Raw genomic sequence first — 26,596 nt, 5'->3', positions numbered from 1 at the left:
AGTACGCGTAAACGAGCAAACGGGGAGGTTGCCTGATGCCAGTTTGCCCCAAGGTTCACGCCGCCGCTACTTTTTGATTAAGGGTACTTAAAAGCGACTCTATGCGTTCAAAACGCTGTTCAACGGTTTCCATTGCAAATTCAAGGCGAAGGGTATCCGAGCCATCCAGGCGATAGTGCTGTGGCGAGGTCTGGATCAGGGTCACCAGAGTAAGTGGATCGACCTGAGTCGAACTCCCGAACAGCACCCTGCCACGGCTTTCGCCTGCTTCGATCCGACTGATGCCCAACTGCTCGGCGCGTTGGCGCAGGCGGGTCTGGCGCACCAGATTCTTCAGCGGCTGGGGCAGCAGGCCAAAACGGTCGATCAGCTCGACCTGCAGCTCCTTGAGCTCACCTTCGCTTTGCGTATTGGCAATGCGCTTATACATCACCAGACGCTGTTGCACATCATGAATATAGTCGTCAGGTATCAATGCCGGTAGGTTTAGGCTGATTTCCACGCCGGTGTTGAAGGGGGCGTCGATGTTAGGCGTCTTGCCGGCACGAATGGCCTTCACGGCGCGGTCGAGCATTTCCATATAGAGCGTGTAGCCAATGGTTTCCATCTGGCCGCTTTGTTCATCGCCCAAGAGTTCACCTGCCCCGCGAATCTCCATGTCGTGGCTTGCCAGGGTAAAGCCGGCGCCCAGATCGTCGGACGCGCTGATGGCCTCCAGGCGCTTGACCGCATCACGCGTCATGGCCTTGGGCGGCGGTGTCAGCAGATAGGCATAGGCCTGATGGTGGCTGCGCCCGACGCGCCCGCGCAACTGATGAAGCTGGGCCAGGCCGAACTTGTCGGCGCGCTCGATCAAGATGGTGTTGGCGCTGGGCACATCGATGCCGGTTTCAATGATGGTCGAGCATACCAGCACGTTGAAGCGCCGGTGATAGAAATCGGACATGATTCGCTCAAGGCTTCGCTCGGGCAACTGGCCATGGGCGACCGCCACTCTGGCTTCGGGTACCAGTTCGCGGATCTGCTCGGCGGCATTCTCGATGCTCTTGACTTCGTTGTGCAGAAAGTAGACCTGACCACCGCGAAGTATCTCGCGCAGCAGGGCTTCCTTGATGATGCTGTTGTCGCGCTGCTGGACGAAGGTCTTCACCGACAGGCGTCTGGCCGGCGGCGTTGCAATGATCGACAGATCTCGAATGCCGCTCATCGCCATGTTGAGCGTGCGCGGGATGGGGGTCGCCGTCAGCGTCAGGATATCTACTTCGGCACGAAGCGTCTTGAGCTTCTCTTTCTGGGCAACACCGAAGCGGTGCTCTTCATCGATGATCAGAAGCCCCATCTTGGGCAGCTCGACGCTTTTGGACAGCAGCTTGTGCGTACCGATCACGATATCGGTCTGGCCGCTCTTGATGCTTTCCAGGGTCTGCGTCATCTCCTTGCCTGCGGTAAAGCGTGAGATAAGCCGAATATTGACCGCCGTGTCAGCGAAGCGGTCGCGGAAGTTCTCGAAATGCTGGCGGGCAAGCAGCGTGGTAGGCACCAGCACGACTACCTGTCGGCCCGACTGAACGGCCAGGAAGGCGGCGCGCATGGCCACTTCTGTCTTGCCGAACCCGACATCGCCGCACACGACACGGTCCATCGGCTGTGGAGAAACCATGTCCTCGATCACGGCTTCGATAGCAGCCTGCTGGTCGGGGGTTTCTTCAAAGGGAAAGCTGGCGGCAAAACGCACGTATTCATCCCCTGGAGCGTCGTAGACCACGCCTTGCTGGGCTTCGCGTCGAGCGTAAACATCCAGCAGCTCCGCCGCCGTGTCGCGAATCTTCTCGGCCGCCTTGCGTCTGGCTTTTTCCCACTGGTCCGAGCCCAGCTTGTGCAGCGGCGCCAGTTCATCGTCCGCCCCGCTGTAGCGAGAGATCAGATGCAGGCTGTCTACCGGTACATAAAGCTTGGCGCCATCGGCGTAGGAGAGCGCAAGAAACTCGTTGGCCTGGCCGCCTGCCGACAGTGTCTCGAGCCCCAGATAGCGGCCGACGCCATGGGCCTGATGAACGACAGGCGCGCCTTCTCGAAGCTCCGAGAGGTGGCGCACCGCCAGTTCGTTGTCGTCGGTGGCCTTTTCGCGCCGCCGGCTCTGGCGCACCACTTCGCCAAACAGTTCGGTTTCGCTGATGACCGCAATGTTGGGGTCGGTCAGCCACAGGCCGCTATCCACCAGGCTTTCGGTAATCGCATGGGCATGCGGGCCCGCCAGAAAGGCCTGGAAGCTCTCCACGTGGGGCAGGGCGCGGGTCAGTGGCGCGAGTATTTCCTCGAGCGCTTCACGCCGTCCGCGGGACTCGGCCACAAACAGCACGCGAAGCTCAGGCTGCTTCTCAAGAAAGCCAGCAAGCTCCGCCAGGGGCTCCTTCGCCCGGGCATTGATCGCCAGTGGCGGCAGCGCCTGGGCATTGGGCGTCAGGGCGTGTCGCTGCTCGGAATGGTTGGTCAGCTCGATACGAGGGCGTGCCTTGATGGCCGAGAACACATCGCTTACCGGAAAGAACGCTCGATGCGGGGGCAGAAGCGGGCGGGTCGGGTCGACCCCCAGGTTGGCATAACGCGACTCGATGGAGCGCCAGTGCTGTTCGGCGGCGTCGAAGACGCCGGGCAGCAGGGCGACACGGGTGTCATCGGTCAGGTGATCGAAAAGCGAAGCGGTTTCATCGAAAAACAGCGGCAGATAGTGTTCGAGTCCGGGCGAGGGGATAGCCTTGAGCGCATCGTTGTACAGCGGGCATTGGCGTGGGTCGACGTCGAACAGGGTTTCAAACTGCTCGCGAAAGCAGGCAATGGCGCTGCGGCTCAGCGAGTACTCATGAGCAGGCAGCAGCTCGACGGTTCCTACCTTGTCGGTTGAGCGCTGGCTGCCGGGGTCGAAGTGTCGAAGCGTGTCGATCTCGTCGTCGAATAGATCGATGCGGATCGGCTCGTCCATGCCCATGGCAAACAGGTCGATCAAGGCGCCGCGCATGGCGTACTCGCCGGGCTCATAAACGGTTTCAACCGCGCGATACCCGGCGCGGCTCAATGATTCCCTGAACGTTTCCCGGTCGAGCTTGGCGCCAGCCTTGAGCGACATCACGCGTCCGGCAATATACGAGACGGGCGGCAGGCGCTGCATCAACGTATTGATCGGTACCAGAACGATGCCGCGCACACCGTCCTGAAGCAGGCGCAACGTGCGCAGACGCGCCGAGACGATGTCCTGGTGTGGCGAAAAGCTGTCGTAGGGCAGGGTTTCCCAGTCAGGAAAGGGCAGCACCGGAACATCGCTGTAAAACGCCAGGTCCTGTTCCAGGCGCTGGGCGCTGGCGGTGCTTGGGGTGATCACCAGCAAAGGGGCGCTCGAGGCTACCTGGGAAAGCGCCAGTGCAGACGCACTGCCCGGTGGCGCTGTCCAATAGAGCGTGTCGCGTGTCCCTTGCGGCTGGGGCGGTTCGAGCAGAGAGAATGATGGCATAGTCAGGTATCGTTTTGCGCTGAAACGGAGTAATGATCATACACGATGACCCGTTTCAGTTAGAGACCTGCCCGCTGCGGTTTCCACCAGAGCCCATTTTGAGTTTGTAGTCAAACGCCATTTTCTGTAATACCCCTACATGGCGTGCGACCATCCATTCATTGCGGCTTATTGGTAAGGCCGGGATAATACATTGGATTTTACCAACCCCATGAGGCCGCACGTGAGTCAGCAAGCTTCCGAGACCGTTTTTCAGGAATGGCAGAACAATCAAGCCCTGGCAGAGCAGATGATCCCGCTGGTCGGGCGCCTGTATCGTCAGAACAACGTTGTGGCCACCATGTTTGGGCGCTCGCTGATCAATCAATCGGTCATTCGTATCATCAAGGACCATCGCTTCGTGCGCAAGATCGAAGGCACCGAGCTGTCGGTCGAGGATACCTTTCCCATCGTCGAGGCCATGAGCACGCTCAACCTGGGGCCTGCTCACGTGGATGTCGGCAAGCTTGCGGTCACGTTCAAAAAGCAGGGGGCTGGCGACCTTGATGCGTTTTTGCGCCGCGAGCTCAAGGATATCATCGAGGGTTATCAGCCCGGCGCGAGCAAGGGCGAGCCTCAGGATGTGGTGCTGTACGGCTTTGGCCGTATCGGCCGCCTGCTGGCGCGCGTGCTGGTCGAGAAGGCCGGTGGCGGCAACCTGTTGCGCCTGCGTGCCATTGTGGTGCGTGGCCGGGGCGATGTGGCCAAGGATCTGGAAAAGCGTGCCAGCTTGCTGCGCCGTGACTCCGTGCACGGCCCGTTCGAAGGCACGATTTCGGTCGATGCCGAGGCGCGCACGCTGACCGTCAACGGTAACGTGGTTCAGGTGATCTACGCCGATTCGCCCAGCGAGATCGATTACACCGCCTACGGTATCGACAACGCCGTGATCGTCGATAATACCGGTATCTGGCGCGACGAAGCGGGGCTGGGTCAGCACCTGGAGTGCAAGGGAGCTGCCAAGGCCCTGCTGACCGCTCCCGGCAAGGGCGATATCAAGAATATCGTATATGGCATAAATCACGCCACGCTCGATGAAAACGACCGCATCGTCTCGGCGGCCTCCTGCACCACCAATGCCATCGTGCCGGTGCTCAAGGTGCTCAACGACGAGTACGGCGTTGCCAATGGCCACGTGGAAACCGTTCACGCCTACACCAACGACCAGAATCTGATCGATAACTATCACAAGGGTGATCGTCGTGGCCGCAGCGCGGCGCTCAACATGGTATTGACCGAAACCGGCGCGGCGAAAGCGGCGGCCAAGGCCTTGCCCGAGCTTGAAGGCAAGCTGACCGGCAACGCCATCCGTGTGCCTACCCCCAATGTCTCCATGGCCATCTTGAACCTGACGCTGGACAAGCCTGCCGATGCCGCGTCGCTCAACGACTATCTGCGTCGCATGTCCATCGACTCGGCATACCAGAAGCAGATCGACTTCGTGGATTCTGCCGAAGTCGTGTCATCGGATTTCGTCGGCAATCGTCACGCAGGTATCGTCGATGCCAAGGCAACGCTGGCCAATGACAATCATGTAGTCGTGTACGTATGGTACGACAATGAATTTGGCTACAGCTGTCAGGTAATTCGTATCCTGCAGCAGATGTCGAACGTGGAGTTTCTCAAGCTGCCACACCGCGGTTGATGCCTATAAGTGGGTGAATCGCCGGTCAAACGGCTTTCGCCAACGCTTCGCATTTTCTCAACGCCACCTTCGGGTGGCGTTTTTAATTGGAAAATCAACTGCAATTGTTGGCCGCATAACACTTTTTGAGGGTATCAGGGATGTGGTCATTGGCCGCGCTTATCTTTATAATGCGGAAGATTTTTCGGGGTGGTTCAAGCGGTGCTTGGGCCTGACTGGTAACAATCTGACAGAAAATAAGAATTCACTGGGCAGAAAATAAGCATTCGAACCCCTTACCTTCGTATATCCGATCCATCAACTGGGCGAGACTATGATCGAAGTCAAAAAAGGCCTGGATCTCCCCATCACGGGAGCGCCCGAGCAGCGTATTGAAGATGCGCAGCCTGTGCGTTACGTGGCAATCCTGGGCACTGACTACGTTGGCATGAAGCCAACCATGGAAGTTCAGGAAGGGGATAAGGTCAAACTGGGCCAGCTACTTTTTACCGACAAGAAAGTGGAAGGGGTGCGTTTTACCGCGCCTGCCAGCGGTGAAGTAGTCGCAATAAACCGTGGCGAAAAGCGTCGTCTGCTGTCTGTTGTCATTAAAGTCGATGAAAATGAAGAGGCGATGACATTCGCTTCCCATGATCGCTCTTCTTTAGCGCAACTTGATCGTCAGCTGGTAGTCGACCAACTGGTTGAAACAGGACTCTGGACGGCACTGCGCACGCGTCCTTTCTCACGAACGCCTGCCATTGACAGCAAGCCTGCCGATATTTTCGTGACGGCGATGGATACGCACCCGCTGAGTGCCGACCCCGCCGTTATCATCAATGAAGATACCCAAGCGTTTGAAGACGGCCTCAAGGTGCTAACACGCCTGACCGAGGGCAACGTTTTTCTGTGCACGGGGGCTGATGCGAAGATTCCTGGCGCGGATATCGACGGCGTAAGGGCCGAAAGCTTTGCAGGTCCACACCCGGCGGGCCTTGTGGGTACGCATATTCACTACCTCTCGCCGGTGGCGTTGCACAGAAAAGTCTGGCACATCGGTTATCAGGATGTGATGGCCTTTGGCAAGATGTTTGCAGAAGGCCAGCTGAAAACCGAACGCATCGTCGCCATCGGCGGCCCGCGTGCCGAGAAGCCTCGTCTTGTGCGTACCCGCCTGGGTGCTAGCACCGAGGAACTCCTGGCCGGCGAAGTCATCAAACCAGAAGACACTCGCGTTATTTCCGGTTCCGTCTTCTCGGGCTTTACCGCAGAAGGTCAGCTGTCGTACCTCGGCCGTTTCAGCAACCAGATCAGCCTGCTCGAGGAAGGCAACAAGCGTGCCTTGCTGGGTTGGCTGTCTCTCGGCGCCGATCGTCATTCGGTTCTAGGGATCTATCTTTCCCGCATCAAGGGACTGCGCAACTACGCACCCACCACGTCGACCAATGGCTCCGAGCGTGCCATGGTACCGGTTGGTTCGTACGAGACGGTCATGCCACTGGATATCATGCCAACGCAGCTGCTGCGTTCGCTGATCGTGGGCGACATTGAAGTTGCCATGCAACTTGGGTGTCTTGAGTTAGACGAAGAGGACCTGGCGCTTTGCACGTACGTTTGTCCCGGCAAGTACGAGTATGGCCCCATCCTGCGTGACAATCTCACCATGATCGAGAAAGAGGCCTGATGATGGGTATTCGACAAACACTCGATAGTCTCGAGCCGCACTTTCATAAAGGTGGCAAGTACGAAAAGTTCTATCCGCTCTACGAAGCGGTAGACACCATCTTCTACTCGCCGCCCAGCGTTGCCAAGACCACGGCGCACGTGCGTGATGGTATCGACCTCAAGCGCATCATGATCACTGTCTGGCTCTGCACCTTCCCGGCCATGTTCTTTGGCATGTGGAATGCAGGCTGGCAGGCCAACGTTGCCATCGATGCCGGCTATGCGGCCTTGGGTGGCTGGCGCGAAACGCTTTTCCTGGCGATTGCCGCAGGCCATGATCCGGGCAGCCTGTGGGCCAACTTCGCGTTGGGCGCTGTCTACTTCCTGCCTATCTACCTGGTGACCTTTGCGGTCGGCGGCTTCTGGGAAGTTCTGTTCGCCATCAAGCGCGGTCATGAAGTCAACGAAGGCTTCTTCGTCACGTCGGTGCTCTACGCGCTGATTCTTCCGGCGACCATTCCGCTTTGGCAGGTAGCGCTTGGTATTACTTTCGGCGTGGTGATCGGCAAGGAAATCTTTGGCGGTACCGGCAAGAACTTCCTCAACCCGGCGCTGACCGGCCGTGCCTTCCTCTACTTTGCCTATCCGGCGCAGATCTCCGGCGACGCAATCTGGGTGGCAGCTGATGGTTATACCGGCGCGACCGCGCTGTCCATGGCCTTCCAGGACGGCATGGATACGCTCACCAATACCTACAGCTGGTGGGACGCTTTCCTTGGCTACGTACCGGGGTCGGTAGGCGAGGTGTCAACGCTTGCCATCCTGGCGGGTGCGCTAGTGCTGCTCTATACCCGAATCGCCTCGTTTAGAATCATGCTGGGCGTCTTTTTGGGTATGGTGCTGACCAGTACGCTTTTCAACCTGATTGGCTCTGACACCAACCCCATGTTCGACATGCCGTGGTACTGGCACTTCGTGATCGGTGGTTTTGCGTTCGGTATGGTCTTCATGGCGACCGACCCGGTATCTGCTTCCATGACCAACCAGGGCCGCTTGATCTTTGGCGCATTGATCGGTGTATTGACGGTACTGATTCGCGTGGTCAATCCGGCTTTCCCGGAAGGCATCATGCTGGCCATCCTGTTCGCCAACCTGTTTGCACCGCTGATTGACCATTTCTTCGTCCAGGCCAATATCAAGCGCCGCATCAAGCGTACTGGCGTACCGGCCGAGGAGACTGCCTAATGGCACAAGGTAATAACTCCATCAAGAAGATACTGATTGTGGCGTTTGCGCTGTGTATCGTGTGTTCGGTGATCGTTTCGACGGCCGCTGTCGCACTGCGTCCCACGCAGCAGCTCAATCAGGAACTGGATCGCAAGACCAACATCCTCAACGTGGCGCGTCTGTATGAGCCGGGCATGGATGTGGAAGAAGCGTTCCGTGAGCAGATCACCGCGCGCGTGGTCGAGCTTGAAACCGGTGATTACACCGATGAGTTCGACCCGGAGACCTTCGATGGTTTCGAAGCGGCACGTGACCCGGCAACGGGCCGTACCCTTTCGGGTGATCGTGATATCGCAGGCCTTTCGCGTGTGGAGAACTACGCCACCGTCTATCTGGTAGGCGATGAAGAAAACCCGGACCAGATCGTTCTGCCGATTCGTGGTCAAGGCCTGTGGGGCCGCATGATGGGCTTTCTATCGATCGAAGGTGACGGCAACACGATCGTGAGTATCACATACTACGATCACAGCGAGACGCCGGGCCTGGGCGCCGAGGTCAACAACCCGCGCTGGCAGGCACAGTGGGAAGGCAAGGAGATCTACGATGAAGAGGGCGACCTCTCACCGGCGATCCACCTGACCAAGGGCGGCGCGAGCAACGAATATGAAGTGGACGCGTTATCCGGTGCAACGCTCACCAGTAATGGTGTGACCAATATGCTGCAGTTCTGGCTGAGCGAAGAAGGCTTTGGTCCTTACCTTGCGAAATTCCGCGAGGGTACCGAGCCTGAGGATGCCGAAAACACCGATACTGACTTCGAAGACGGTGAGGGGGCTTAATCATGGCGGACGTCAATGCAAAAAGCGTTTTAACAGCGCCAATCTTCCAGAACAACCCGATTGCACTTCAGATTCTGGGGATTTGTTCGGCGCTGGCAGTAACCACCAGCATGAGCGTGTCGTTGGTAATGGCGCTGGCCGTTATCTTTGTAACGTCGCTCTCTAGCTTCTTCGTATCGCTGATTCGTAACCACATCCCTTCCGCGATCCGTATCATCGTGCAGATGACCATCATTGCATCGCTGGTTATCGTGGTGGATCAGATTCTCAAGGCCTATGCTTACGAAATGTCCAAGCAGCTCTCGGTCTTCGTTGGTCTGATCATTACCAACTGTATCGTCATGGGCCGCGCTGAAGGCTTTGCCATGTCCAACACGCCGGGCATGTCGTTTCTGGACGGTATCGGTAACGGACTGGGCTACGGTTTCGTACTGATGGTAGTCGGCTTCTTCCGCGAGCTGCTGGGCGCGGGTAGCGTGTTTGGCTTCACCATTCTGCCGACGGTTCAAAACGGTGGCTGGTATGTACCTAATGGTCTGCTGCTGCTGCCGCCTTCTGCGTTCTTCATTATCGGGCTGCTGATCTGGGTGCTGCGCTCAGTCAACCCCGAGCAGGTAGAAGAAACCGAGTTCAAGATGAAGGAAAATTCCAAGCCACAGGAGGCCGTGTAACATGGAACACTATTTAAGCCTTTTCGTTGCTTCGGTCTTTGTCGAGAACCTGGCACTGGCCTTCTTCCTTGGCATGTGTACCTTTCTTGCGGTATCAAAAAAGGTGTCTTCTGCCTTTGGCCTGGGTATCGCGGTTATCGTCGTACTGACCATTTCGGTCCCCGTCAATAACCTGGTATTCAAGTTTCTGCTCGCGGAAGGGGCGCTCTCCTGGACCGGTATCAGCGGTGCTGAAAACATCGACCTCTCCTTTCTGGGGCTTCTGAGCTATATCGGCGTCATCGCGGCCCTGGTACAGATCCTTGAAATGTTCCTGGATAAGTACGTACCCGCGCTGTATAACGCGTTGGGCGTATTCCTGCCGCTTATCACGGTAAACTGCGCCATCCTGGGTGGTGTGCTGTTCATGGTCGAGCGTAACTACAACTTCGGTGAAGCGGCCATCTACGGCTTCGGCTCCGGCGTTGGCTGGGCGCTGGCCATCACGGCACTGGCAGGCATTCGTGAAAAGCTGAAATACAGCGATGTACCAGGCGGCCTGCAGGGTCTGGGTATCACGTTCATCACCGTAGGTCTGATGTCGCTGGGCTTCATGTCTTTCTCGGGCATTCAGCTCTAATCGGGGCCGGTTTTACCTGGCGGCAGAGTGCCGCCGGGTTACAGGAAACCTTAGCAATAGGAAGCCGATATGGTTGATACAACTATCATCTTGCTCGGTGTTGTCATGTTCACGATCATCGTCATCAGCTTGACGGCGATTATCCTGGCAGCGCGTAGCAAACTAGTGAGCAGCGGGGACGTGACCATTGAAGTCAATCACGACCCTGAACACACCCTGAAGACTCAGGCCGGCGGCAAGCTTTTGAATACGCTGGCGGCAAACGGTATTTTCCTCTCCTCGGCGTGCGGCGGCGGCGGTTCATGCGCCCAGTGCAAATGCCGTGTGGAAGAGGGCGGCGGCTCCATTCTGCCGACCGAAGAGTCACACTTCACCATGCGTGAAAAGAAAGAGGGCTGGCGTCTTTCCTGTCAGGTACCGGTCAAGCAGGACATGAAGATCGAAGTGCCTGAAGAAGTGTTTGGCGTCAAGAAGTGGGAAACCGAAGTCACGGCCAACCCCAACGTGGCCACCTTTATCAAGGAGCTGAACCTCAAGCTGCCTGAAGGCGAGGAAGTGGCCTTCCGTGCCGGTGGTTACGTTCAGCTGGTCGCGCCGCCTTACGATATCAAGTTCTCCGACTTCGATATCGAGGAAGAGTATCGTGGCGATTGGGAAAAATTCGGGCTGTTCGATGTTTCCCACAAGAACAACGAGGAAGTGATTCGCGCGTACTCCATGGCGAACTACCCTGAGGAAAAGGGGCTTCTCAAGTTCAACATCCGTATCGCCACGCCGCCTCCGGGCAGCAGCCACCCGCCTGGCCTGATGTCTACCTACGTCTTCAGCCTGAAGCCGGGTGACAAGGTAACCGTGATGGGGCCGTTTGGTGAATTCTTTGCCAAGGACACCGACGCGGAAATGGTCTTTATCGGCGGTGGTGCCGGCATGGCGCCGATGCGCAGTCATATCTTCGACCAGCTCAAGCGCCTGAAGTCTGACCGCAAGATGTCCTTCTGGTACGGTGCACGCTCCTGGCGTGAAACGTTCTACAACGAAGAGTACGACAAGCTTGCTGAAGAGTTCCCGAACTTCGAATGGCATCTGGCTCTTTCCGATCCGCAGCCGGAAGATAACTGGGAAGGCCCGACCGGGTTCATCCATAACGTGCTGTATGAAAACTACCTGAAGGACCATCCGGCGCCTGAAGATTGTGAGTACTACATGTGCGGGCCGCCCATGATGAACGCCTCGGTCATCAAACTGCTGCTTGATCTGGGTGTCGAGCCCGAAAACATCATGCTGGATGATTTCGGCGGTTGATGATTCAAACAGCAGCGTACTCTCGAGTGCAAAGGGGGCTGGCCGCAGGGCTGGCCCTTTTTATTTAAACCCTGTTTGAAGAATCCTGTTTAAAACGCAGTGCGGAGATTGCCAGAAGTGGTTCCATAGGTGCGGCCAATAGGCAGCCGCTATGGCGTCTCAAAAAGCGGGCAGCGATGATAAGTGAGCCGCGGGTAAGGTATAATGCATACATGGCAGACACTCGCCGGGCACTATTTGGCCGAACGGTTGTCCGCAGATAAGGCTTCAATGGCAATGCTGGGAGGTTCATATGGCAATCTGGCTACTGGTTCTAGGATTCATGGCGTTGATCATGTGCGCAATGGCAGTGGGTGTGTTGATGGGGCGCAAGCCCATCGCCGGCTCCTGTGGCGGCTTGAATCAGATCGGCATGAAAGATGGCTGCGATATCTGTGGCGGTAAAGATGACGTCTGCGAAGAAGAGAATCGTAAACGCGGCGGTGTACGTCGGCGTAGCGACGAGAGCCGCGGCGCTGATCTGGGCTACGAAGCTACTCGCCGCTAGCCGGTACTGGAAATAACGAGGCGCAGCCGAGAGATCCGCTGCGCCTATTTTTTGGGAACAGGGGAGACGCAGCGAGTATGGCGGTTCACAATTACGATGTGGTGGTTATTGGTACCGGCCCTGCCGGTGAAAGTGCGGCCATTAATGCAGCCAAGCACGGTATGCGTGTGGCGATCATTGAAAAGCAGGCGCAGGTTGGCGGTAACTGCACGCACTGGGGGACGATTCCTTCCAAGGCCTTGCGTCACCAGGTCAAACAGATCATGGCGTTCAACACCAACCGCATGTTCCGCGACATTGGTGAACCCCGCTGGTTTTCTTTTCCCAAGGTCATGGAGCGCTCCCGCGGCACCATCGATAAACAGGTAGAGATGCGTACCACTTTCTACGCGCGTAATCGAATCGACCTGTTTCACGGTATCGCTCGTTTCAAGGATGAGCATACGGTGCTGGTACGAGACCATCACGAGGGCATGGAGGAGTTGGTCGCCAAGAAAATCGTCATTGCGACCGGTTCGCGACCCTACCGCCCGGCCGATATCAATTTTCGTCATCCGCGTATCTACTGCTCGGATACCATCTTGAGCCTTGCGCATACGCCAAGAACACTGGTGATCTTCGGTGCTGGGGTAATCGGGTGCGAGTATGCCTCGATATTCTCGGGGCTGGGCCTCAAGGTCGATCTGATCAACAACCGCGACAGCCTGCTCTCGTTTCTGGACGATGAAATCAGCGACGCGCTCTCCTACCATCTGCGCAAGCATGGCGTGCTGATTCGTCATAACGAAGATTATGCAAGCGTTGAAGGCGATGAGTCAGGCGTGGTGGTACATCTCAAGTCGGGCAAGAAGATCCGCGCCGATGCTTTCCTGTGGGCCAATGGGCGCACCGGTAATACCGATAGCCTGGGCCTTGAGAATATCGGACTCGAAGCCAACGGCCGCGGCCAGCTGAGTGTGGACGAACATTACCGTACATCGATTCCGCATATCTACGCCGCAGGCGATGTCATCGGCTGGCCCAGTCTTGCCAGTGCGGCTTATGACCAGGGCCTCAACTCCTGCAATGAGCTGCTCGACAAGGAGTACCGATTTGTCAGTGATGTGCCTACCGGCATCTATACCATTCCCGAAATCAGCTCGTTTGGCCCCAATGAACGTGAGCTGACCGAAGCCAAGGTGCCTTACGAAGTGGGCAAGGCATTCTTCAAGGATACCGCCCGGGCGCAGATCACCGGCGATGTCGTCGGAATGCTCAAGATTCTGTTTCATCAGGATACGCTGGAAATACTGGGTATTCACTGCTTTGGCGATCAGGCCTCCGAGATTTTGCACATCGGCCAGGCGATCATGCAGCAGCCGGGGGAGGCGAATACGCTCAAGTACTTCGTGAATACCACGTTCAACTACCCGACCATGGCCGAAGCTTACCGAGTAGCGGCTCAGAATGGCTTGAATCGAGTCTTCTAGGCTGGCTTCATGGTCTGTGTAAAGCGCAAAGGGGCCAGATGGCCCCTTTGGTATTGATAGAGCCCTTGGTAATTGATAGATCCCTTGGTAATTGATAGATCCCTTGGTATTGAGAGAGCAGGCGCGGATGGTTTGACGCGCTTGCCTCGGCATTACATCTCTTCCAGTACCCCTTGAGCCCGCGCTTGCCAGCTCCCTTCAATGGCGGCGGCCTCGATCAACGCATTGCGCGCTTCATCAAGCCTGTCCTCTTGCAGCAATACCATGCCCAGGTTCAGCCAGGCGGCCCCCATTTGGCTGTCTTGCTGCGTGGCGGCGCGAAAGGCCGCGATGGCTTCGCTTGGCTGCTGATCGGCATACAGCGCATTGCCTAGCGCAAACTGGCCCATGGCGCTATCGGGGTAGCGCTGCACCAGGGCCTGCCAACTGCTCAATGCGGCTTGTGGGCCGTGAACCTCTTCGTAGGCGCTGATGGCCTCGAGTGCGTTGCGCACGCTGATACCTTCCGGCAGCGTTCCTGGGTCAGCGACGATGAACCCCCAGCGGTCGCTGCGTGCCCAGGTGGCGTCAAAACGGCTGAAAGCGAGCGTATGGCGCCTACGCTCGCCGCTGCGCAAGACGAGGGTCTCGTTCGGCAAATCAAACCCAATGGCTACTGCATAGTGCCACATGGGGTAGACAGGCAGGGAAAGATTCTGCATGACGACCACCGGGTCGCCAGCCGCCAGGTGTTTCAGCAGTGCGTCCATGGTGCCGCGAATCGGGTAGGCCAGCTTGTGATGTCGGCGCACCGTGGCGAGCATTTCCGGCTGGACGCTGCCCTCACGGCCTGGCAGGAAGACCTGGGGGATCAGTTCATCGACGCTGGTATCGACACCCTGATAGTTGAGCACCATGGCAAGTGTCGCTGGACCGCACTGATACTCGCTCTGGGCGAAAAACGGCACGTCACGGTTTTCTACCAGGGGTGCAAGGGTTTCGTAGGTGCTACCCAGCAGTACCGGATTGCGGGCGCAGGCCGAAAGCAGCAGGGCAAGCGCGAAAACGCCCGCAAAGCGGGCGTTAGAAAGCAGTTTTTTCATGACCTGCCTTAGTTTTCATGACCTGGTTTAGCGGGTAAACGGATAGACATCGGTCAGGCCGAGAATATCGGTGATCAGCAGGATAATGAATACGGCAAACAGTGCACCGACCACACCGCCGGCGCCCGCAGGCAGTTGCTCCAGCTGCTGGGCCATCTGCTGCGCTTCGGCGTCGCTGAGGGCAGCGACGCGGGCATCTACCTCGTCCAGATCCACCCCTTGCTTGAGCAGTTGCTCCTGTACATCGGCACGGGCCAGAATCTCGTTGATGCGCTCACGGTCGGCGCCAGCGCGGTCATTGGCCAGCGCGGACTGGGTGGATACGAGGTCCATCGACTGAGGAGCCGCAGGGGCTGCCGCCACCGGCAGGCTGGTAATCACCAGGGCGGCAATCAACAGCGTAGAGAGGTAGGCGCGCAATGTCTTCATCGTCTTCTTCCTTATAGACTAGTCGGGGTAGCCAAGCATTATATTGCTCGACTCAGGAGTATAGAAATAAAACGTCCGGGTTTTAAGTCAATTGTGCAAGATGCTAATTATTTGCACTAATACGGTAGGTCCAGGGCGTTTCTGCAAGAATTCCCTTGCCACCTGCCATGGTCATCGCCAGGTCATGCAGGCCGGGCCACAGGGGAACGGCACTGGCGCCCTTGATGGCGAGGTCGAGTCGTTGTGACATCAGCAGGAGCTTATGCAGGCGTTTCATGGGAAGTCGCTTGATGGCTTTCTGATAGGCCGGACGGCGCTTATCGAAGATCATCGGCTTTTGTGTCTTGCAGGCGTGCTCGAAGCTTTGGCCCTGGTCAAGGTGCTGGTGCAGCGACAGCAGGGTACGCAGTTCGCGACTTAATGCCCAGAGCACGATAGGGGCTTCGACGCCTTCGCTCCGTAGCCCGTGAATGATGCGCGACACGCGCCCAGGTTCGCCCTTCAGGCACGCATCCGCGAGGTTGAAGACATCAAACCGCGAGCTGTCTTCGACACCTTGCGCGATACTTTCAACGTTCAAGCGCGTGCCCTGAGGGTGAATCAGGGAGAGCTTTTGCAGCTCCTGGTCGGCGGAAAGCAGGTTGCCTTCGGTGCGCTCACCCAGAAGGCGTGCCGCTTCAAGGTCTATCTGCAGGCCATGCAGAGCAGCCCTATCGCGCAGCCAGTAACCCAGGCGGGAATTGTCCACCGGCCACACCGGCACAAACAGGCCATGCTTATCCAGCGCCTTGAACCAGGCGCTTTTTTGCTGCTTGCCATCCAGCTTGCCCATGCTGATCAGCAGAATATCATCGCTTGTGTCCAGCATGTCCGCATACTGGGCCAGTGCCTTGCTGCCTTCCTGGCCAAGCTTGTGGGTACCAAGACGCACTTCCATCAGCTTGCTGGTAGCAAAGAGCGAGAGATTGCTGGCGGCTTCGAGCAGGCGCCCCCAGGCAAAGTTGGCATCGACATCCAGCACTTCGCGCTCTTCGATGCCTGCTTGCCGCGCGGCTGCGCGTACCGCGTCACAGGCATCCCGATGTTGAAGCGGCTCATCGCCCGCCACTATCACGGCCTTGGGCAGTTTCTTGGCAAGGGCGGATGGCAGCTGGTCGGCAAAGACCTTCACTCGAGCCCCTTCGTGTTGGCCAGGCGCTCAAGGATACGCTGTGCCAGCTGACGGGCCAGCGATTGCTCGGCTTCCTGGAAGAGCGTTTCGCGATTGAGCAAATCGTCGTCATTGACCCGTATGCGCGTGCTGACAGCAACGCGTGCATTGTTGAGCGCATAGGCGTTGCTATCTCGCTGCTGTACGGACAGCGTCGTGCCGAGGGTCAGTTCATGTTCCCTGCTGGCACGACTATCACTGCCGATACGCCGCTGCTGCAGAACCGGCGTGCCCAGCGTGACGCGCCACTGAGCACCTGACGTCACCTGAGTACCCATTTGCTCCAGGCGCGCACGCAACTGCAACGCCGTGGTGCTGGTGTTATCGCCTTCCAGTGCCAGTGCGGGCAAATCCGGCATGGATTCGCTGCCCCGCAATCGAAAGCCGCAGCCGCTCAATAGCATCGCCGCCGAGGCGGCGATGCTGGTGGCCAAGAATGTGCGTCGGTTCATCCGCTTACCACGATGTTTACCAGCTTGCCGGGCACAACGATGACTTTACGCACCGTTTTACCTTCCAGGTGGCGCTGGACGTTCTCGTTTTCCATCGCCAGCTTCTCGATGGCCGCTTTATCCGCACTCGCCGGAGCTTCCAGGCGCGCGCGCAATTTACCGTTTACCTGAACTACCAGTTCGATGCTGTCACGGGTCAGCGCCGTCTCGTCAACGGTCGGCCAGCGAGCTTCAATGGCCGGCTGATCATGGCCCAGGTTTTGCCACAGCTGGTGGCACAAGTGGGGGGTAATGGGTGACAGCAGCAGTACGCAGGCTTCCAGTGCTTCACGGCTGACCGCCAGGCCCAGTTCGGAGGTATCCTCGAACTTGCCGATCGCATTGGAGAGTTCCATGACGGCAGCGATCGCGGTATTGAAGGTAGTACGGCGACCGATGTCATCGCTGGCTTTCTTGATCGTTTCGTGGGTTTTACGGCGCAGCGCTTTCTGGTCGTCGTCAAGTGCATTGACGCTCAGCTCGCCCGGCGTGCCTGCCTCGAGATGCTCGCTGACCTGACGCCAGATGCGCTTTAGGAATCGATGGGCACCTTCAACGCCCGAATCCGACCACTCGAGCGACTGCTCAGGCGGGGCGGCGAACATCATGAACAGGCGAACCGTGTCGGCGCCGAACTTGTCGATCATCGACTGCGGATCGACGCCGTTGTTCTTCGACTTGGACATCTTCTCGATGCCGCCCATCTCGACCGGCTTGCCATCGCTGATCAGAATGGCGCTGATCGGACGACCTTTCTCGTCACGCTGGACGTCCACATCCGCCGGGTTGAACCACTCCTTGCCGCCATTATCCAGGGTACGGTAGAAGGTTTCTGCGATCACCATGCCCTGGGTCAGCAACTGCTGGAAGGGCTCGTCCGAGTCGACCAGGCCGAAATCGCGCATCAGCTTGTGGAAGAAGCGCGCATAGAGCAGGTGCAAAATGGCGTGCTCGATACCGCCGATGTACAGGTCTACCGGCAGCCAGTAATTGGCGCGCTCATCGAGCATGGCGTCAGCATTATCGGCACAGCAGAAGCGGGCGAAGTACCAGGACGACTCCATGAAGGTATCGAAGGTGTCGGTTTCGCGTACCCAGCCATCGCCCAGCTCGGAAAACTCAGGCATCTTCTTGAGCGGTGAGCCCGAGGCGTCCACGGTGACTTCCATGGGAAGCGCGACCGGCAACTCCTCGTCACTCAACGGTACGGTCTGGCCTTCAGGGCCGTACTTGACCGGAATCGGGGCGCCCCAGTAGCGCTGGCGGGCCACGCCCCAGTCGCGCAGGCGGAAGTTGGTCTTGACCTCGCCACGGCCCATGGCGGCAAGCTTGGCGGCGATGGCATCAAAGGCCGCCTCGAAATCCAGGCCGTCGAACTCCCCGGAGTTGATCAGCGTGCCGTGCTCGGTATAGGCGGCCTCGGATAGATCAGGCGTCTGGCCGTTTTCATCGGCAATCACGGGCTTGATGCTCACGCCGTACTTGGTCGCGAACTCCCAGTCGCGCTGATCGTGGGCAGGCACGGCCATGACGGCGCCGGTACCGAACTCCATCAAGACGAAGTTGGCTACATAAACCGGTACTTTATCGCCGGTCAGCGGGTGAACCGCCATGTGCCCGGTGGCCATGCCCAGTTTTTCCTTGGTGGCCATTTCCGCTTCCGAGGTGCCGCCCTTGGCGCACTCTTCACAGAACGCGGCAAGCTCGCTGTTCTGCTCGGCGGCCTGCCTGGCAAGTGGATGGCCTGCGGCCACCGCCACATACGTCACGCCCAGCAGGGTGTCCGGACGCGTGGTGTAGACCGAAAGCGGCTCGGCTTCGCTGCCATCGGCGGCTTCGATATCGAAGGTGAGTTCCACGCCGCGGGATTTGCCGATCCAGTTGCGCTGCATGGTCTTGACCTGCTCGGGCCACTCCACCTTGTCGAGGTCCGCCAGCAGCTCTTCGGCATAGTCGGTAATCTTCAGGAACCACAGCGGGATTTCCTTGCGCTCGACCAGCGCGCCGGAGCGCCAGCCGCGGCCGTCGATGACCTGTTCGTTGGCAAGGACGGTCTGATCTACCGGGTCCCAGTTCACCGTGGACATCTTCTTGTAGACCATGCCTTTTTCGATGAGCTTGGTGAAGAACCACTGCTCCCAGCGGTAGTAGCTGGTATCGCAGGTGGCGAATTCACGGCTCCAGTCGTAGGCAAAGCCCAGGGCCTTCAACTGGTTGCGCATGTAATCGATGTTCTGGTAGGTCCACTCGGCAGGCGGTACCTGATTCTGGATGGCGGCGTTCTCCGCCGGCATGCCAAAGGCGTCCCATCCCATGGGCTGCATGACATTTTTACCCTGCATGCGCTGGAAACGGGAGACAACGTCACCGATAGTATAGTTACGCACATGGCCCATATGCAGCTTGCCGCTGGGGTAGGGGAACATGGATAGGCAGTAAAACTTCTCGCGATTTGCGTCTTCCACTGCCTTGAAGCACTGATGTTTATCCCAGTACTGCTGTGCGTCACGTTCAATTTCACGAGGGCTGTAATGTGCGTCCATCGGTTTTTTTAATGCCTTGGCGTATTCGCCCAATGCGGGCGCAGGGTGAATGGTAGATGACGGCTGTCAGATAAGTAGTGCCGATTGTATCCTATGAAGGAGTATCCTTGAACGGCAAGCTGATGATAGGAAATACCTGCGTCGACAAAAGGAGAGGCTTGATGAGTGAACAGCATAACGACCACCGCTTGCGCGAGGGCTACGAACGCCTGCTGGAACGCATGCAGGATGGTGCAAACGAGTTGACCTGGGACAATCTGCAAAAGGATCTAGACGACGCAGTTGCTTTTGAAGCTGAGCTTGAAGAGTACACCAAGGACGAGCTGGCCCTGCTGCGCGCCTGGGTAGAACGCGACCTGAAGGACATGCGCCACTACCTCGCCGATACCGGCATGCAGGTAGCTACCTGGCTCGGAATCGATGTATCCGGCCTTTCGCGTCGCGTAGTGGAATCACTTCTATCCATCGCCGACCGCAGCGTGGTCGAGCGCGAACGTTTTGATGAAGACCTCGAAGCGGCCCGGGCAGACTACTGTGAAGGCGAAATGGCTGCCCCCGGCTTGATGGCCTGCGTACACTGCGACGCCCAGGTGAGCTTGTCGAATGTGGCACGTCTGGAGCCTTGCCACCAGTGTGGGCACCGTTACTTCTACCGAGTGGTCAACAGGGTCATTGAAAACTAGGGCTGGATGAATCCGATGCCTGCAATCGCGCCCAGCGAAAGCAGGCTCATGATGCCTGCATAGAGTAGGTTATCACGCATCATCTGGTAGCTGCTCACCCCGTAGCGCCCTTGAAGTGACAGGTTGATACCCGACAACGGGCCAACGCTTGTACCCACCGACCAGGCACTCAAGGCCACGAAGGCAAAGAGTGTCTGTTCGCTGGCCGCCAGATCAAGCATGGAGGCCAGGACCGAAATGCCGATGATCGGATGAAGCCCCAGCAAGGCGCTCGTCACGATGCCCGCGAAGCTTAAAAGCCCCTGCCCGATACCGAAATCCTCGAAAAGCGTCCACTCCTTTCCTGCCGCCGCGCTGACCAGCGTCGAGAGCCCGATGGTCAAAAGCCCCGCTGCCAGAAACAGCGAAAATTCGCCGCGCATGGCGGGCAGTCGGTTGACGGTGTGCTGTCGAAGGCGTTTTATCGTGAACACAGGTCCGTGACGAAGGTTGGCCATGACCGCTACACCGGGTAATAGAAAGGTGATGATACTGATGATGGAAAGCGACGGCGTGAGCCAGAAGTGAAACAGCATGACGCCTGCGGCCATGCCCAAGGGCATCAGTAGGCTCCTGGGCGAGAGCGAAAAACCATCCACCTCGGTGAGATCGAACCGGCGACGAAGCTCCAGCGTGGTAATGACGCCTGACAGCATGGCGATGGGAAACCCGACTAGCGCGATATTCAGGTAGCGGACTTCCGGGGCGAGGGCGATGACCAGGCCCATCGAGGCGAAAAACGGCGACCATAGGGCAGCGCTGGAAAGACCGCGGTTGAGCGCCAGATAGTGTGGCGTGGTCAAGGGAGCGCGCCGGGCGATACGGTCGCCCACCATGAAAATGGTGGAGAGATTCAAGATGGCGCCAAGAAAATGTACGCCAAGCCAAGTGCGCAGGCTACCGCCACTGCCGGTCTGTCGCTTGCCCCCGCCAGACGAATTGCCCTGCCTGCCGATCAGCGAGATAAAACTCACGCCGATCAGCATCGCCACGACGAATACGTTACCTTCCAGCACTCGTGGCCAATCGATAGTAGCGCCATACACCCACCGCGCCACCAGAAGCATCAGCACGCCGACCGCCACCAATACGCCCGCCTGTACCCGTGAGCGCCTGGGTATATCTGGCCAGAGCAATGCCACTGCTCCCCACAGCAGATAGCTGACGAGCTGGGTCGTCTGCGCCCAGCCCGTGAATCCGACGATTTGAGTGGCCAGTCCAAGTAGTGCTGATACGCCGGCCGCACGCTGCCGGGAAGTGCTCTTTTCCATGCCGGATCCTTTCACCTGGAATTAGCAGGCTAATAGGATTGGTGATGAAAGGCCAGCAGGGATGAAAGGCCAGCAGGAGAGGTAAAGAGCCCAGGCTTTGCACGAGAAGTGGGAGTTGATACCTTGGTGTCTCGTCATGAAAAGCGCCCATTCAGCAGGCTGAGTCACCATGAATATACATCACTATACGGATAACCCTGATGCCGATTGGCAAGGCGAACCGGGCGCCGATGATGCCGCTATCGCCCGGCTCCTCGAGTGGGCGGGCGTCGAGCTGCCCACAGACTATCTGGACTTTTTACGCACAAGCAACGGCGGCGAAGGTGAGTTCGACGTCTATCCCGAGTACCTGCGGCTATGGCCCATCGATACCGTATTGAGCGCCAATGAAGGTTATCAGATACAGACCTATCTGCCGGGCTTCATCGGAATTGGAGATAGTGGTGGCAGCGACGTGGTCGCCATCGACCTGCGAGCAGAAGGCGCCTTTACGCTTCAAGCGTTCCTGTTTTCATCGCTGGCCCTTGAAGAGGCCATGTTCGTGGCGTCGAGTGTCGAGGGTCTATTCAAGAGCGTAAAGCGCAGGGAGTGAAAGTGAAGGCAGGCCTCGCAGGTACACCTGCAGGATGACGTTGGTCGTTCAAGTATCATGGTGGCCAGTCTCCCGCGCCCGTTGCCAGCTGGAAACCAGCGGCTGCAAGCCATCAATAACGCTAAAGGAGAAGCGCTGTGAATATCAAGCTGCACCGTATTTACGAAGAGAATGCCCCTCAGGGTTACCACGCCCTCGTGGACAGGCTATGGCCGAGGGGTGTGTCAAAAGAGGAGGCTGATCTGAATGGCCACTGGAAAGACCTGGCGCCAAGTGACGAACTGCGCGAGTGGTTCGGCCACGACCCGGACAAGTGGAGCGATTTTCGCAAGAAGTACCTGAGCGAGCTGAGCGACCACAAGGAAAAGGCAAGAGAGCACCTGAAAGAGGTCAGCCAAAAGAACCTGGTTCTGCTATACGGCGCAAAGGACAAGCAGTACACCCACGCGCACGTCTTGAAGGAGTACCTGGAAAAGCTGGGTTGATTCTTTTCATGTTTCCCTGGTGCTTTCCAGCGCCTCGATCATGGTTCGGGCCGCATTGGAAAGCGTTCGGTTGGTATGTACCAGATAACCCAGGGGGCGATGAATCGGCGCGGTATCGACGCTGAGTTCCACTAGTTCGTCATCCACCATGCCGTCGGGCAGCAGGCTCCAGCCGAGTCCGACGCTGCACATCATTTTCAGCGTCTCCAGATAGTTGGTGGCCATGCTGACCGGCAGCGCAAGGCCCGCCTGGGTAAAGCGTGCCTCGATCAGCGTACGGGTAAATGTCATGGCGCCGGGTAGTACACACTTGTACTGGCACAAGGCGTCAAGCGTCAATGCTGGCGCATGGGCCAAGGGATGGTCTGGGGCACATACGAAACATAGCCGGTCATGCCACAGCTTCACCACGTGCAACTGCTCGATGGGGTGGGGTGCCAGCGTCACCAGCGCCATTTCCAGCGTACCGTCCTGCACGCCCTGATAGGCAAACTCCGAGTCCAGAAAGTGAAGATCCAGCTCGACTTCCGGGTGGCGCTGGGTGTAGTGCTTTAGAATCGGCGGCAGTCGGTGCAGGCCGATATGGTGGCTGGTGGCCAGGGTCAGCCGCCCACCCACCTGCCCGGAAAGATTGGCCAGCGCCCGACGGCTGTCTTCCATCGCCATGAGTATGCGCTTGGCCTGAGGCAGCAGCAGGCGCCCTGCTTCGGTAAGCGATATGCGCCGGCCAATTCGATCAAACAGGCGTGTGTTCACCTGGGATTCAAGCGTGGCAATACGTTTGCTGACCGCAGGCTGGGTCAGGTAGAGCTGCTCGGCGGCGCGGGAGAAGCTTTGGGTTTCGGCAACGGCCAGGAAGGCTTGCAGGCTCTGTGTATCCATGAGGTTTCCACAGTGAGTGATGAGATAGCTGTTATTCCTGTATGGAATTGTATCTATAAATAACATGAATTGCTTTTATGCAGGACTCGCGCAACACTCGCACCATCACTGACGCGAAGACGTCGGCGCAAAAAACTAGCAGGGCGCTGCCCGGGAGAGCCATATGTCAGGTCAAACCCTCTACGACAAACTCTGGAACCAGCACTTGGTGAAGCAGCGCGATGATGGTACCGCGCTGATCTATATCGACCGCCAATTGCTGCATGAAGTGACCTCACCCCAGGCCTTTGAAGGGCTTCGCCTGGCCAAGCGCAAGCCGTGGCGTCTGGATGCCAACCTGGCGACGCCGGACCACAACGTGCCGACCACGCTGAAAGAGCGCGCCGAAGGCAACAGCGGTATCAAGGACCCGGTGTCACTGATCCAGGTGCAGACTCTGGATGACAACTGCGTCGAGTACGGTATCGAGGAGTTCAGGATCAACGACCCGCGCCAGGGCATCGTACACGTGGTCGGGCCGGAGCAGGGCGCGACCCTGCCTGGCATGACCGTGGTCTGTGGCGACTCGCATACGGCCACTCACGGCGCCTTTGGCGCCCTGGCTCACGGCATCGGCACGTCCGAAGTGGAGCACGTACTGGCCACCCAGTGCCTGCTGGCCCAGAAGATGAAGAACATGCAGGTGCGTGTAGAAGGCGAGCTTGGCCTTGGGGTAACCGCCAAGGATGTGGTGCTGGCGATCATTGGCGAGATCGGCACCGCCGGCGGTACGGGGTATGCCATCGAGTTTGCCGGCAGTGCCATCGCCTCGCTCTCCATGGAAGGCCGCATGACGGTGTGCAACATGGCCATTGAAGCCGGCGCCCGGGTAGGCCTGATTGCCGTGGACGATACCACCATCGAGTATCTTGCCAAGCGCCCCTTTGCACCCACCGCCGAGCAGTGGGAAGCCGCCGTTGCCGACTGGCGTGAGCTGGTATCCGATCCTGATGCCGCGTTCGATAAAGTGGTTACGCTGAAAGCCGAAGAGATCGAGCCCCAGGTAAGCTGGGGAACGAGCCCCGAGATGGTCACCGGTATTTCAGGGCAGGTGCCGGACCCCAAGGCCGCGCAGGATGAAACCGTACAGCGCAGCCATACCCGGGCGCTTGAGTACATGGGGCTGCAGCCCAACCAGAAGATTACCGATATCAAGCTCGATAAGGTCTTTATCGGCTCCTGCACCAATTCTCGCATTGAAGACCTGCGTGAAGCAGCCAAGGTGGCCCGGGGCAACAAGGTAGCGGACTCCATCAAGCTTGCCATGGTGGTGCCGGGGTCTGGCCTGGTGAAGCGTCAGGCGGAAGCCGAAGGGCTGGACAAGATCTTTATCGACGCCGGTTTCGAGTGGCGCGAGCCGGGCTGTTCCATGTGCCTGGCCATGAACGCCGACAAGCTGGGCGCCGGTGAGCACTGCGCGTCTACGTCCAACCGCAATTTCGAAGGCCGCCAGGGTTATGGCGGGCGCACGCACCTGGTCAGCCCGGCCATGGCCGCAGCGGCGGCGATTGCCGGTCACTTCGTCGACGTTCGCAGCCTGCCCGCCAACGACGCTACCCATGCCCAGGAGGCCTGAACCATGAAAAAGTTTACCCGTTTTGACGGCGTGGTGGCGCCGCTTGACCGCGCCAACGTCGATACCGATTTGATCATCCCGAAGCAGTTTCTGAAATCGATCAAGCGCACCGGCTTTGGCGTCAACCTGTTTGACGAGCTGCGCTACCTGGATGAAGGGCAGCCGGGGCAGGACTGCTCCAACCGTCCGCTGAACCCGGATTTTGTCTTGAATCAGCCGCGCTATAAAGGCGCTGAGGTATTGCTGGCGCGGCGCAACTTCGGCTGCGGAAGCTCCCGTGAGCATGCCCCCTGGGCGCTTGAAGACTTCGGCTTCAGGGTGGTGATCGCTCCGAGCTTTGCGGATATCTTCTACAATAATGCGTTCAAGAACGGCATCTTGCTGATCACCTTGAGCGAAGAGGAAGTAGACCAGCTGTTTGCCGGCGTTGAAGCCAGCGAAGGCTACCGGCTCGAGATCGACCTTGAAAACCAGCGCGTGATAACGCCTGACGGCAAGGCGCTGGCATTCGAGGTAGACGCCTTTCGCAAGCACTGCCTGCTCAATGGCCTGGACGATATCGGCATCACGCTACAGGATGAAGACGCCATTCGCGCCTTCGAGCAGAAGCACAAGCAAGCCCGCCCCTGGCTGTTTCGCCAGCCCGCATGACGCTTGCAGCCCCGTTCAACGTTAAGGAAAAAGCATGACGCACAAGGTATTACTGCTGCCGGGCGATGGTATCGGCCCTGAAATCGCCGCCCAGGCGGCACGCCTGCTGAAAGCCTGCCAGGAAGCGGGCCTGGATATCGACATCGAGGAAGCGCTGGTCGGCGGCTCTGCTTACGACGTTCACGGCGAACCGCTGCCCGCTGAAACGCTTGAAAAGGCCAAGGCCGCCAGCGCTATCTTGCTGGGGGCGGTAGGCGGGCCGAAGTGGGACAAGATCGACGATCTTTCCAAGCGCCCTGAAAAGGGCCTTCTGGGCCTGCGCAAGAACCTCGGCCTGTTCGGCAACCTGCGTCCGGCCATGCTTTACCCGCAGCTGGCGAGTGCCTCGAGTCTCAAGCCCGAGCTGGTGGCTGGCCTGGATATCATGATCGTGCGCGAGCTGACCGGTGGCATCTATTTTGGCCAGCCGCGGGGAATTGAAGAGCGCAACGGCGAACGCGTCGGCTTCAATACCTATATCTATTCGGAAAGCGAGATTGAGCGTATCGGCCGCGTGGCGTTTGAAATGGCTCAAAAGCGCGGCGGCAGGCTCTGCTCGGTGGACAAGGCCAACGTGCTGGAAGTGACCATCCTGTGGCGCGAAGTCATGGAGCGGCTGGCGCCGGAGTACCCGGATGTCGAGCTTTCGCACATGTACGTGGATAACGCCGCCATGCAGCTGGTGCGTGCACCGAAGCAGTTCGATGTCGTGGTGACCGGCAACATGTTCGGCGATATTCTTTCGGATGCTGCCGCCATGCTGACCGGCTCCATCGGCATGCTGCCTTCAGCCTCGCTGAATGAGTCCGGCCAGGGCATGTACGAGCCCTGCCACGGCAGTGCGCCGGACATTGCCGGGCAGAATATCGCCAACCCGCTGGCGATGATGCTCTCGGTGGCCATGATGCTGCGTTACTCGCTCAACGAGACAGCCATGGCCGAGCGTATCGAGGCCGCCGTGGGCTGCGTGCTTGATGATGGCCTGCGCACCGCCGACATTGCCTCTGAGGGGACGCGCCGCGTATCTACCGTGGAAATGGGCGATGCCGTGCTGGCGGCGTTTGCACGCCAGTAACG

Annotated in this window: 23 protein-coding genes; 15 read left to right on the top strand and 8 right to left on the bottom strand. The window is 58.4% G+C overall.

Annotated elements, in window-relative coordinates; genetic code table 11:
• Window positions 1-55: 55 nt before the first annotated feature.
• Window positions 56-3,505 (bottom strand): transcription-repair coupling factor, encoded by a 3,450-nt coding sequence (mfd, locus tag HW452_RS12345; RefSeq protein ID WP_224106411.1) that lies wholly within the window; start codon window positions 3,503-3,505, stop codon window positions 56-58.
• A 223-nt stretch (window positions 3,506-3,728) separates the two neighbouring features.
• Between mfd and HW452_RS12340 the strand changes: the two genes are divergently transcribed.
• The 9 genes from HW452_RS12340 to sthA all read left to right on the top strand — a co-directional run bounded on the left by HW452_RS12340 (window position 3,729) and on the right by sthA (window position 13,507).
• A complete protein-coding gene (locus tag HW452_RS12340; protein WP_224106410.1) occupies window positions 3,729-5,189 on the top strand; it encodes a glyceraldehyde-3-phosphate dehydrogenase in 1,461 nt (486 codons plus the stop codon).
• Window positions 5,190-5,502: 313 nt separating this feature from the next.
• Entirely contained in the window at window positions 5,503-6,852 is a 1,350-nt protein-coding gene (locus HW452_RS12335; protein WP_224106409.1) for a Na(+)-translocating NADH-quinone reductase subunit A, read from the top strand.
• Entirely contained in the window at window positions 6,852-8,078 is a 1,227-nt protein-coding gene (locus HW452_RS12330) for an NADH:ubiquinone reductase (Na(+)-transporting) subunit B (protein WP_224106408.1), read from the top strand. Before HW452_RS12335 ends, HW452_RS12330 begins: the two co-directional genes overlap by 1 nt.
• The gene (locus tag HW452_RS12325; RefSeq protein ID WP_224106407.1) at window positions 8,078-8,899 is read left to right on the top strand and encodes a Na(+)-translocating NADH-quinone reductase subunit C; all 822 of its coding nucleotides are present in this window, start codon (window positions 8,078-8,080) and stop codon (window positions 8,897-8,899) included. Before HW452_RS12330 ends, HW452_RS12325 begins: the two co-directional genes overlap by 1 nt.
• A 2-nt stretch (window positions 8,900-8,901) precedes the next feature.
• Window positions 8,902-9,570: an NADH:ubiquinone reductase (Na(+)-transporting) subunit D gene (locus HW452_RS12320; RefSeq protein ID WP_224106406.1), complete on the top strand. Its 669-nt coding sequence runs from the start codon at window positions 8,902-8,904 to the stop codon at window positions 9,568-9,570.
• Window position 9,571: 1 nt separating this feature from the next.
• A complete protein-coding gene (nqrE, locus tag HW452_RS12315) occupies window positions 9,572-10,189 on the top strand; it encodes an NADH:ubiquinone reductase (Na(+)-transporting) subunit E (RefSeq protein WP_224106405.1) in 618 nt (205 codons plus the stop codon).
• Window positions 10,190-10,258: 69 nt separating this feature from the next.
• Window positions 10,259-11,491 (top strand): NADH:ubiquinone reductase (Na(+)-transporting) subunit F, encoded by a 1,233-nt coding sequence (nqrF, locus tag HW452_RS12310; protein ID WP_224106404.1) that lies wholly within the window; start codon window positions 10,259-10,261, stop codon window positions 11,489-11,491.
• 292 nt (window positions 11,492-11,783) lie between these two features.
• Window positions 11,784-12,038 (top strand): (Na+)-NQR maturation NqrM, encoded by a 255-nt coding sequence (gene nqrM / locus HW452_RS12305; RefSeq protein ID WP_224106403.1) that lies wholly within the window; start codon window positions 11,784-11,786, stop codon window positions 12,036-12,038.
• A gap of 77 nt (window positions 12,039-12,115) precedes the next feature.
• On the top strand, window positions 12,116-13,507 hold the full coding sequence (sthA, locus tag HW452_RS12300; protein WP_224106402.1) for a Si-specific NAD(P)(+) transhydrogenase: 1,392 nt from the start codon (window positions 12,116-12,118) through the stop codon (window positions 13,505-13,507).
• Between the two features lie 152 nt (window positions 13,508-13,659).
• On the opposite strand, the gene HW452_RS12295 is transcribed toward sthA, so the two are convergent.
• From HW452_RS12295 to leuS, 5 genes are all read right to left on the bottom strand, one after another.
• Complete coding sequence (locus HW452_RS12295) at window positions 13,660-14,589, bottom strand: PA2778 family cysteine peptidase (protein ID WP_224106401.1); 930 nt, start codon at window positions 14,587-14,589, stop codon at window positions 13,660-13,662.
• Window positions 14,590-14,616: 27 nt separating this feature from the next.
• On the bottom strand, window positions 14,617-15,018 hold the full coding sequence (locus HW452_RS12290; protein ID WP_224106400.1) for a PA2779 family protein: 402 nt from the start codon (window positions 15,016-15,018) through the stop codon (window positions 14,617-14,619).
• A gap of 103 nt (window positions 15,019-15,121) precedes the next feature.
• Complete coding sequence (gene holA / locus HW452_RS12285) at window positions 15,122-16,189, bottom strand: DNA polymerase III subunit delta (protein WP_224106399.1); 1,068 nt, start codon at window positions 16,187-16,189, stop codon at window positions 15,122-15,124.
• The gene (locus HW452_RS12280) at window positions 16,186-16,680 is read right to left on the bottom strand and encodes a twin-arginine translocation signal domain-containing protein (RefSeq protein ID WP_224106398.1); all 495 of its coding nucleotides are present in this window, start codon (window positions 16,678-16,680) and stop codon (window positions 16,186-16,188) included. The genes holA and HW452_RS12280 overlap by 4 nt, the downstream gene beginning before the upstream one ends.
• Window positions 16,677-19,262 carry a leucine--tRNA ligase gene (gene leuS / locus HW452_RS12275; RefSeq protein WP_224106397.1) on the bottom strand — a complete coding sequence of 862 codons (2,586 nt, stop codon included), beginning with the start codon at window positions 19,260-19,262 and terminating at the stop codon, window positions 16,677-16,679. The genes HW452_RS12280 and leuS overlap by 4 nt, the downstream gene beginning before the upstream one ends.
• Before the next feature lie 161 nt (window positions 19,263-19,423).
• On the opposite strand from leuS, the gene HW452_RS12270 reads away from it, so the two are divergent.
• Window positions 19,424-19,945, top strand: a complete 522-nt coding sequence (locus HW452_RS12270) for a zinc ribbon-containing protein (protein WP_224106396.1) — start codon at window positions 19,424-19,426, stop codon at window positions 19,943-19,945.
• Here the strand turns inward: HW452_RS12270 and HW452_RS12265 are convergent.
• Window positions 19,942-21,255 carry a hypothetical protein gene (locus tag HW452_RS12265; protein ID WP_224106395.1) on the bottom strand — a complete coding sequence of 438 codons (1,314 nt, stop codon included), beginning with the start codon at window positions 21,253-21,255 and terminating at the stop codon, window positions 19,942-19,944. The two genes, HW452_RS12270 and HW452_RS12265, sit on opposite strands and share 4 nt — an antisense overlap.
• 169 nt (window positions 21,256-21,424) lie before the next feature.
• On the opposite strand from HW452_RS12265, the gene HW452_RS12260 reads away from it, so the two are divergent.
• Window positions 21,425-21,847: an SMI1/KNR4 family protein gene (locus tag HW452_RS12260; RefSeq protein ID WP_224106394.1), complete on the top strand. Its 423-nt coding sequence runs from the start codon at window positions 21,425-21,427 to the stop codon at window positions 21,845-21,847.
• A 137-nt stretch (window positions 21,848-21,984) separates the two neighbouring features.
• The gene (locus tag HW452_RS12255) at window positions 21,985-22,332 is read left to right on the top strand and encodes a DUF488 domain-containing protein (protein WP_224106393.1); all 348 of its coding nucleotides are present in this window, start codon (window positions 21,985-21,987) and stop codon (window positions 22,330-22,332) included.
• Between the two features lie 6 nt (window positions 22,333-22,338).
• Here HW452_RS12255 and HW452_RS12250 read toward each other — a convergent pair whose 3' ends face one another.
• Window positions 22,339-23,214: a LysR family transcriptional regulator gene (locus tag HW452_RS12250; protein ID WP_224106392.1), complete on the bottom strand. Its 876-nt coding sequence runs from the start codon at window positions 23,212-23,214 to the stop codon at window positions 22,339-22,341.
• 163 nt (window positions 23,215-23,377) lie between these two features.
• Between HW452_RS12250 and leuC the strand changes: the two genes are divergently transcribed.
• From leuC to leuB, 3 genes are read left to right on the top strand one after another with little or no spacing between them, the layout of a single operon-like run.
• The gene (leuC, locus tag HW452_RS12245; RefSeq protein WP_224106391.1) at window positions 23,378-24,829 is read left to right on the top strand and encodes a 3-isopropylmalate dehydratase large subunit; all 1,452 of its coding nucleotides are present in this window, start codon (window positions 23,378-23,380) and stop codon (window positions 24,827-24,829) included.
• A 3-nt stretch (window positions 24,830-24,832) separates the two neighbouring features.
• Entirely contained in the window at window positions 24,833-25,480 is a 648-nt protein-coding gene (gene leuD / locus HW452_RS12240) for a 3-isopropylmalate dehydratase small subunit (protein ID WP_224106390.1), read from the top strand.
• 34 nt (window positions 25,481-25,514) lie between these two features.
• Entirely contained in the window at window positions 25,515-26,594 is a 1,080-nt protein-coding gene (leuB, locus tag HW452_RS12235; protein ID WP_224106389.1) for a 3-isopropylmalate dehydrogenase, read from the top strand.
• Window positions 26,595-26,596 lie beyond the last annotated feature (2 nt).

Source organism: Vreelandella aquamarina (assembly GCF_020075495.1).
Classification (GTDB): domain Bacteria; phylum Pseudomonadota; class Gammaproteobacteria; order Pseudomonadales; family Halomonadaceae; genus Vreelandella; species Vreelandella aquamarina_A.
The sequence above is the reverse complement of the archived record's forward strand: the minus strand, read 5'-3'. Positions and strand labels throughout refer to the sequence as shown.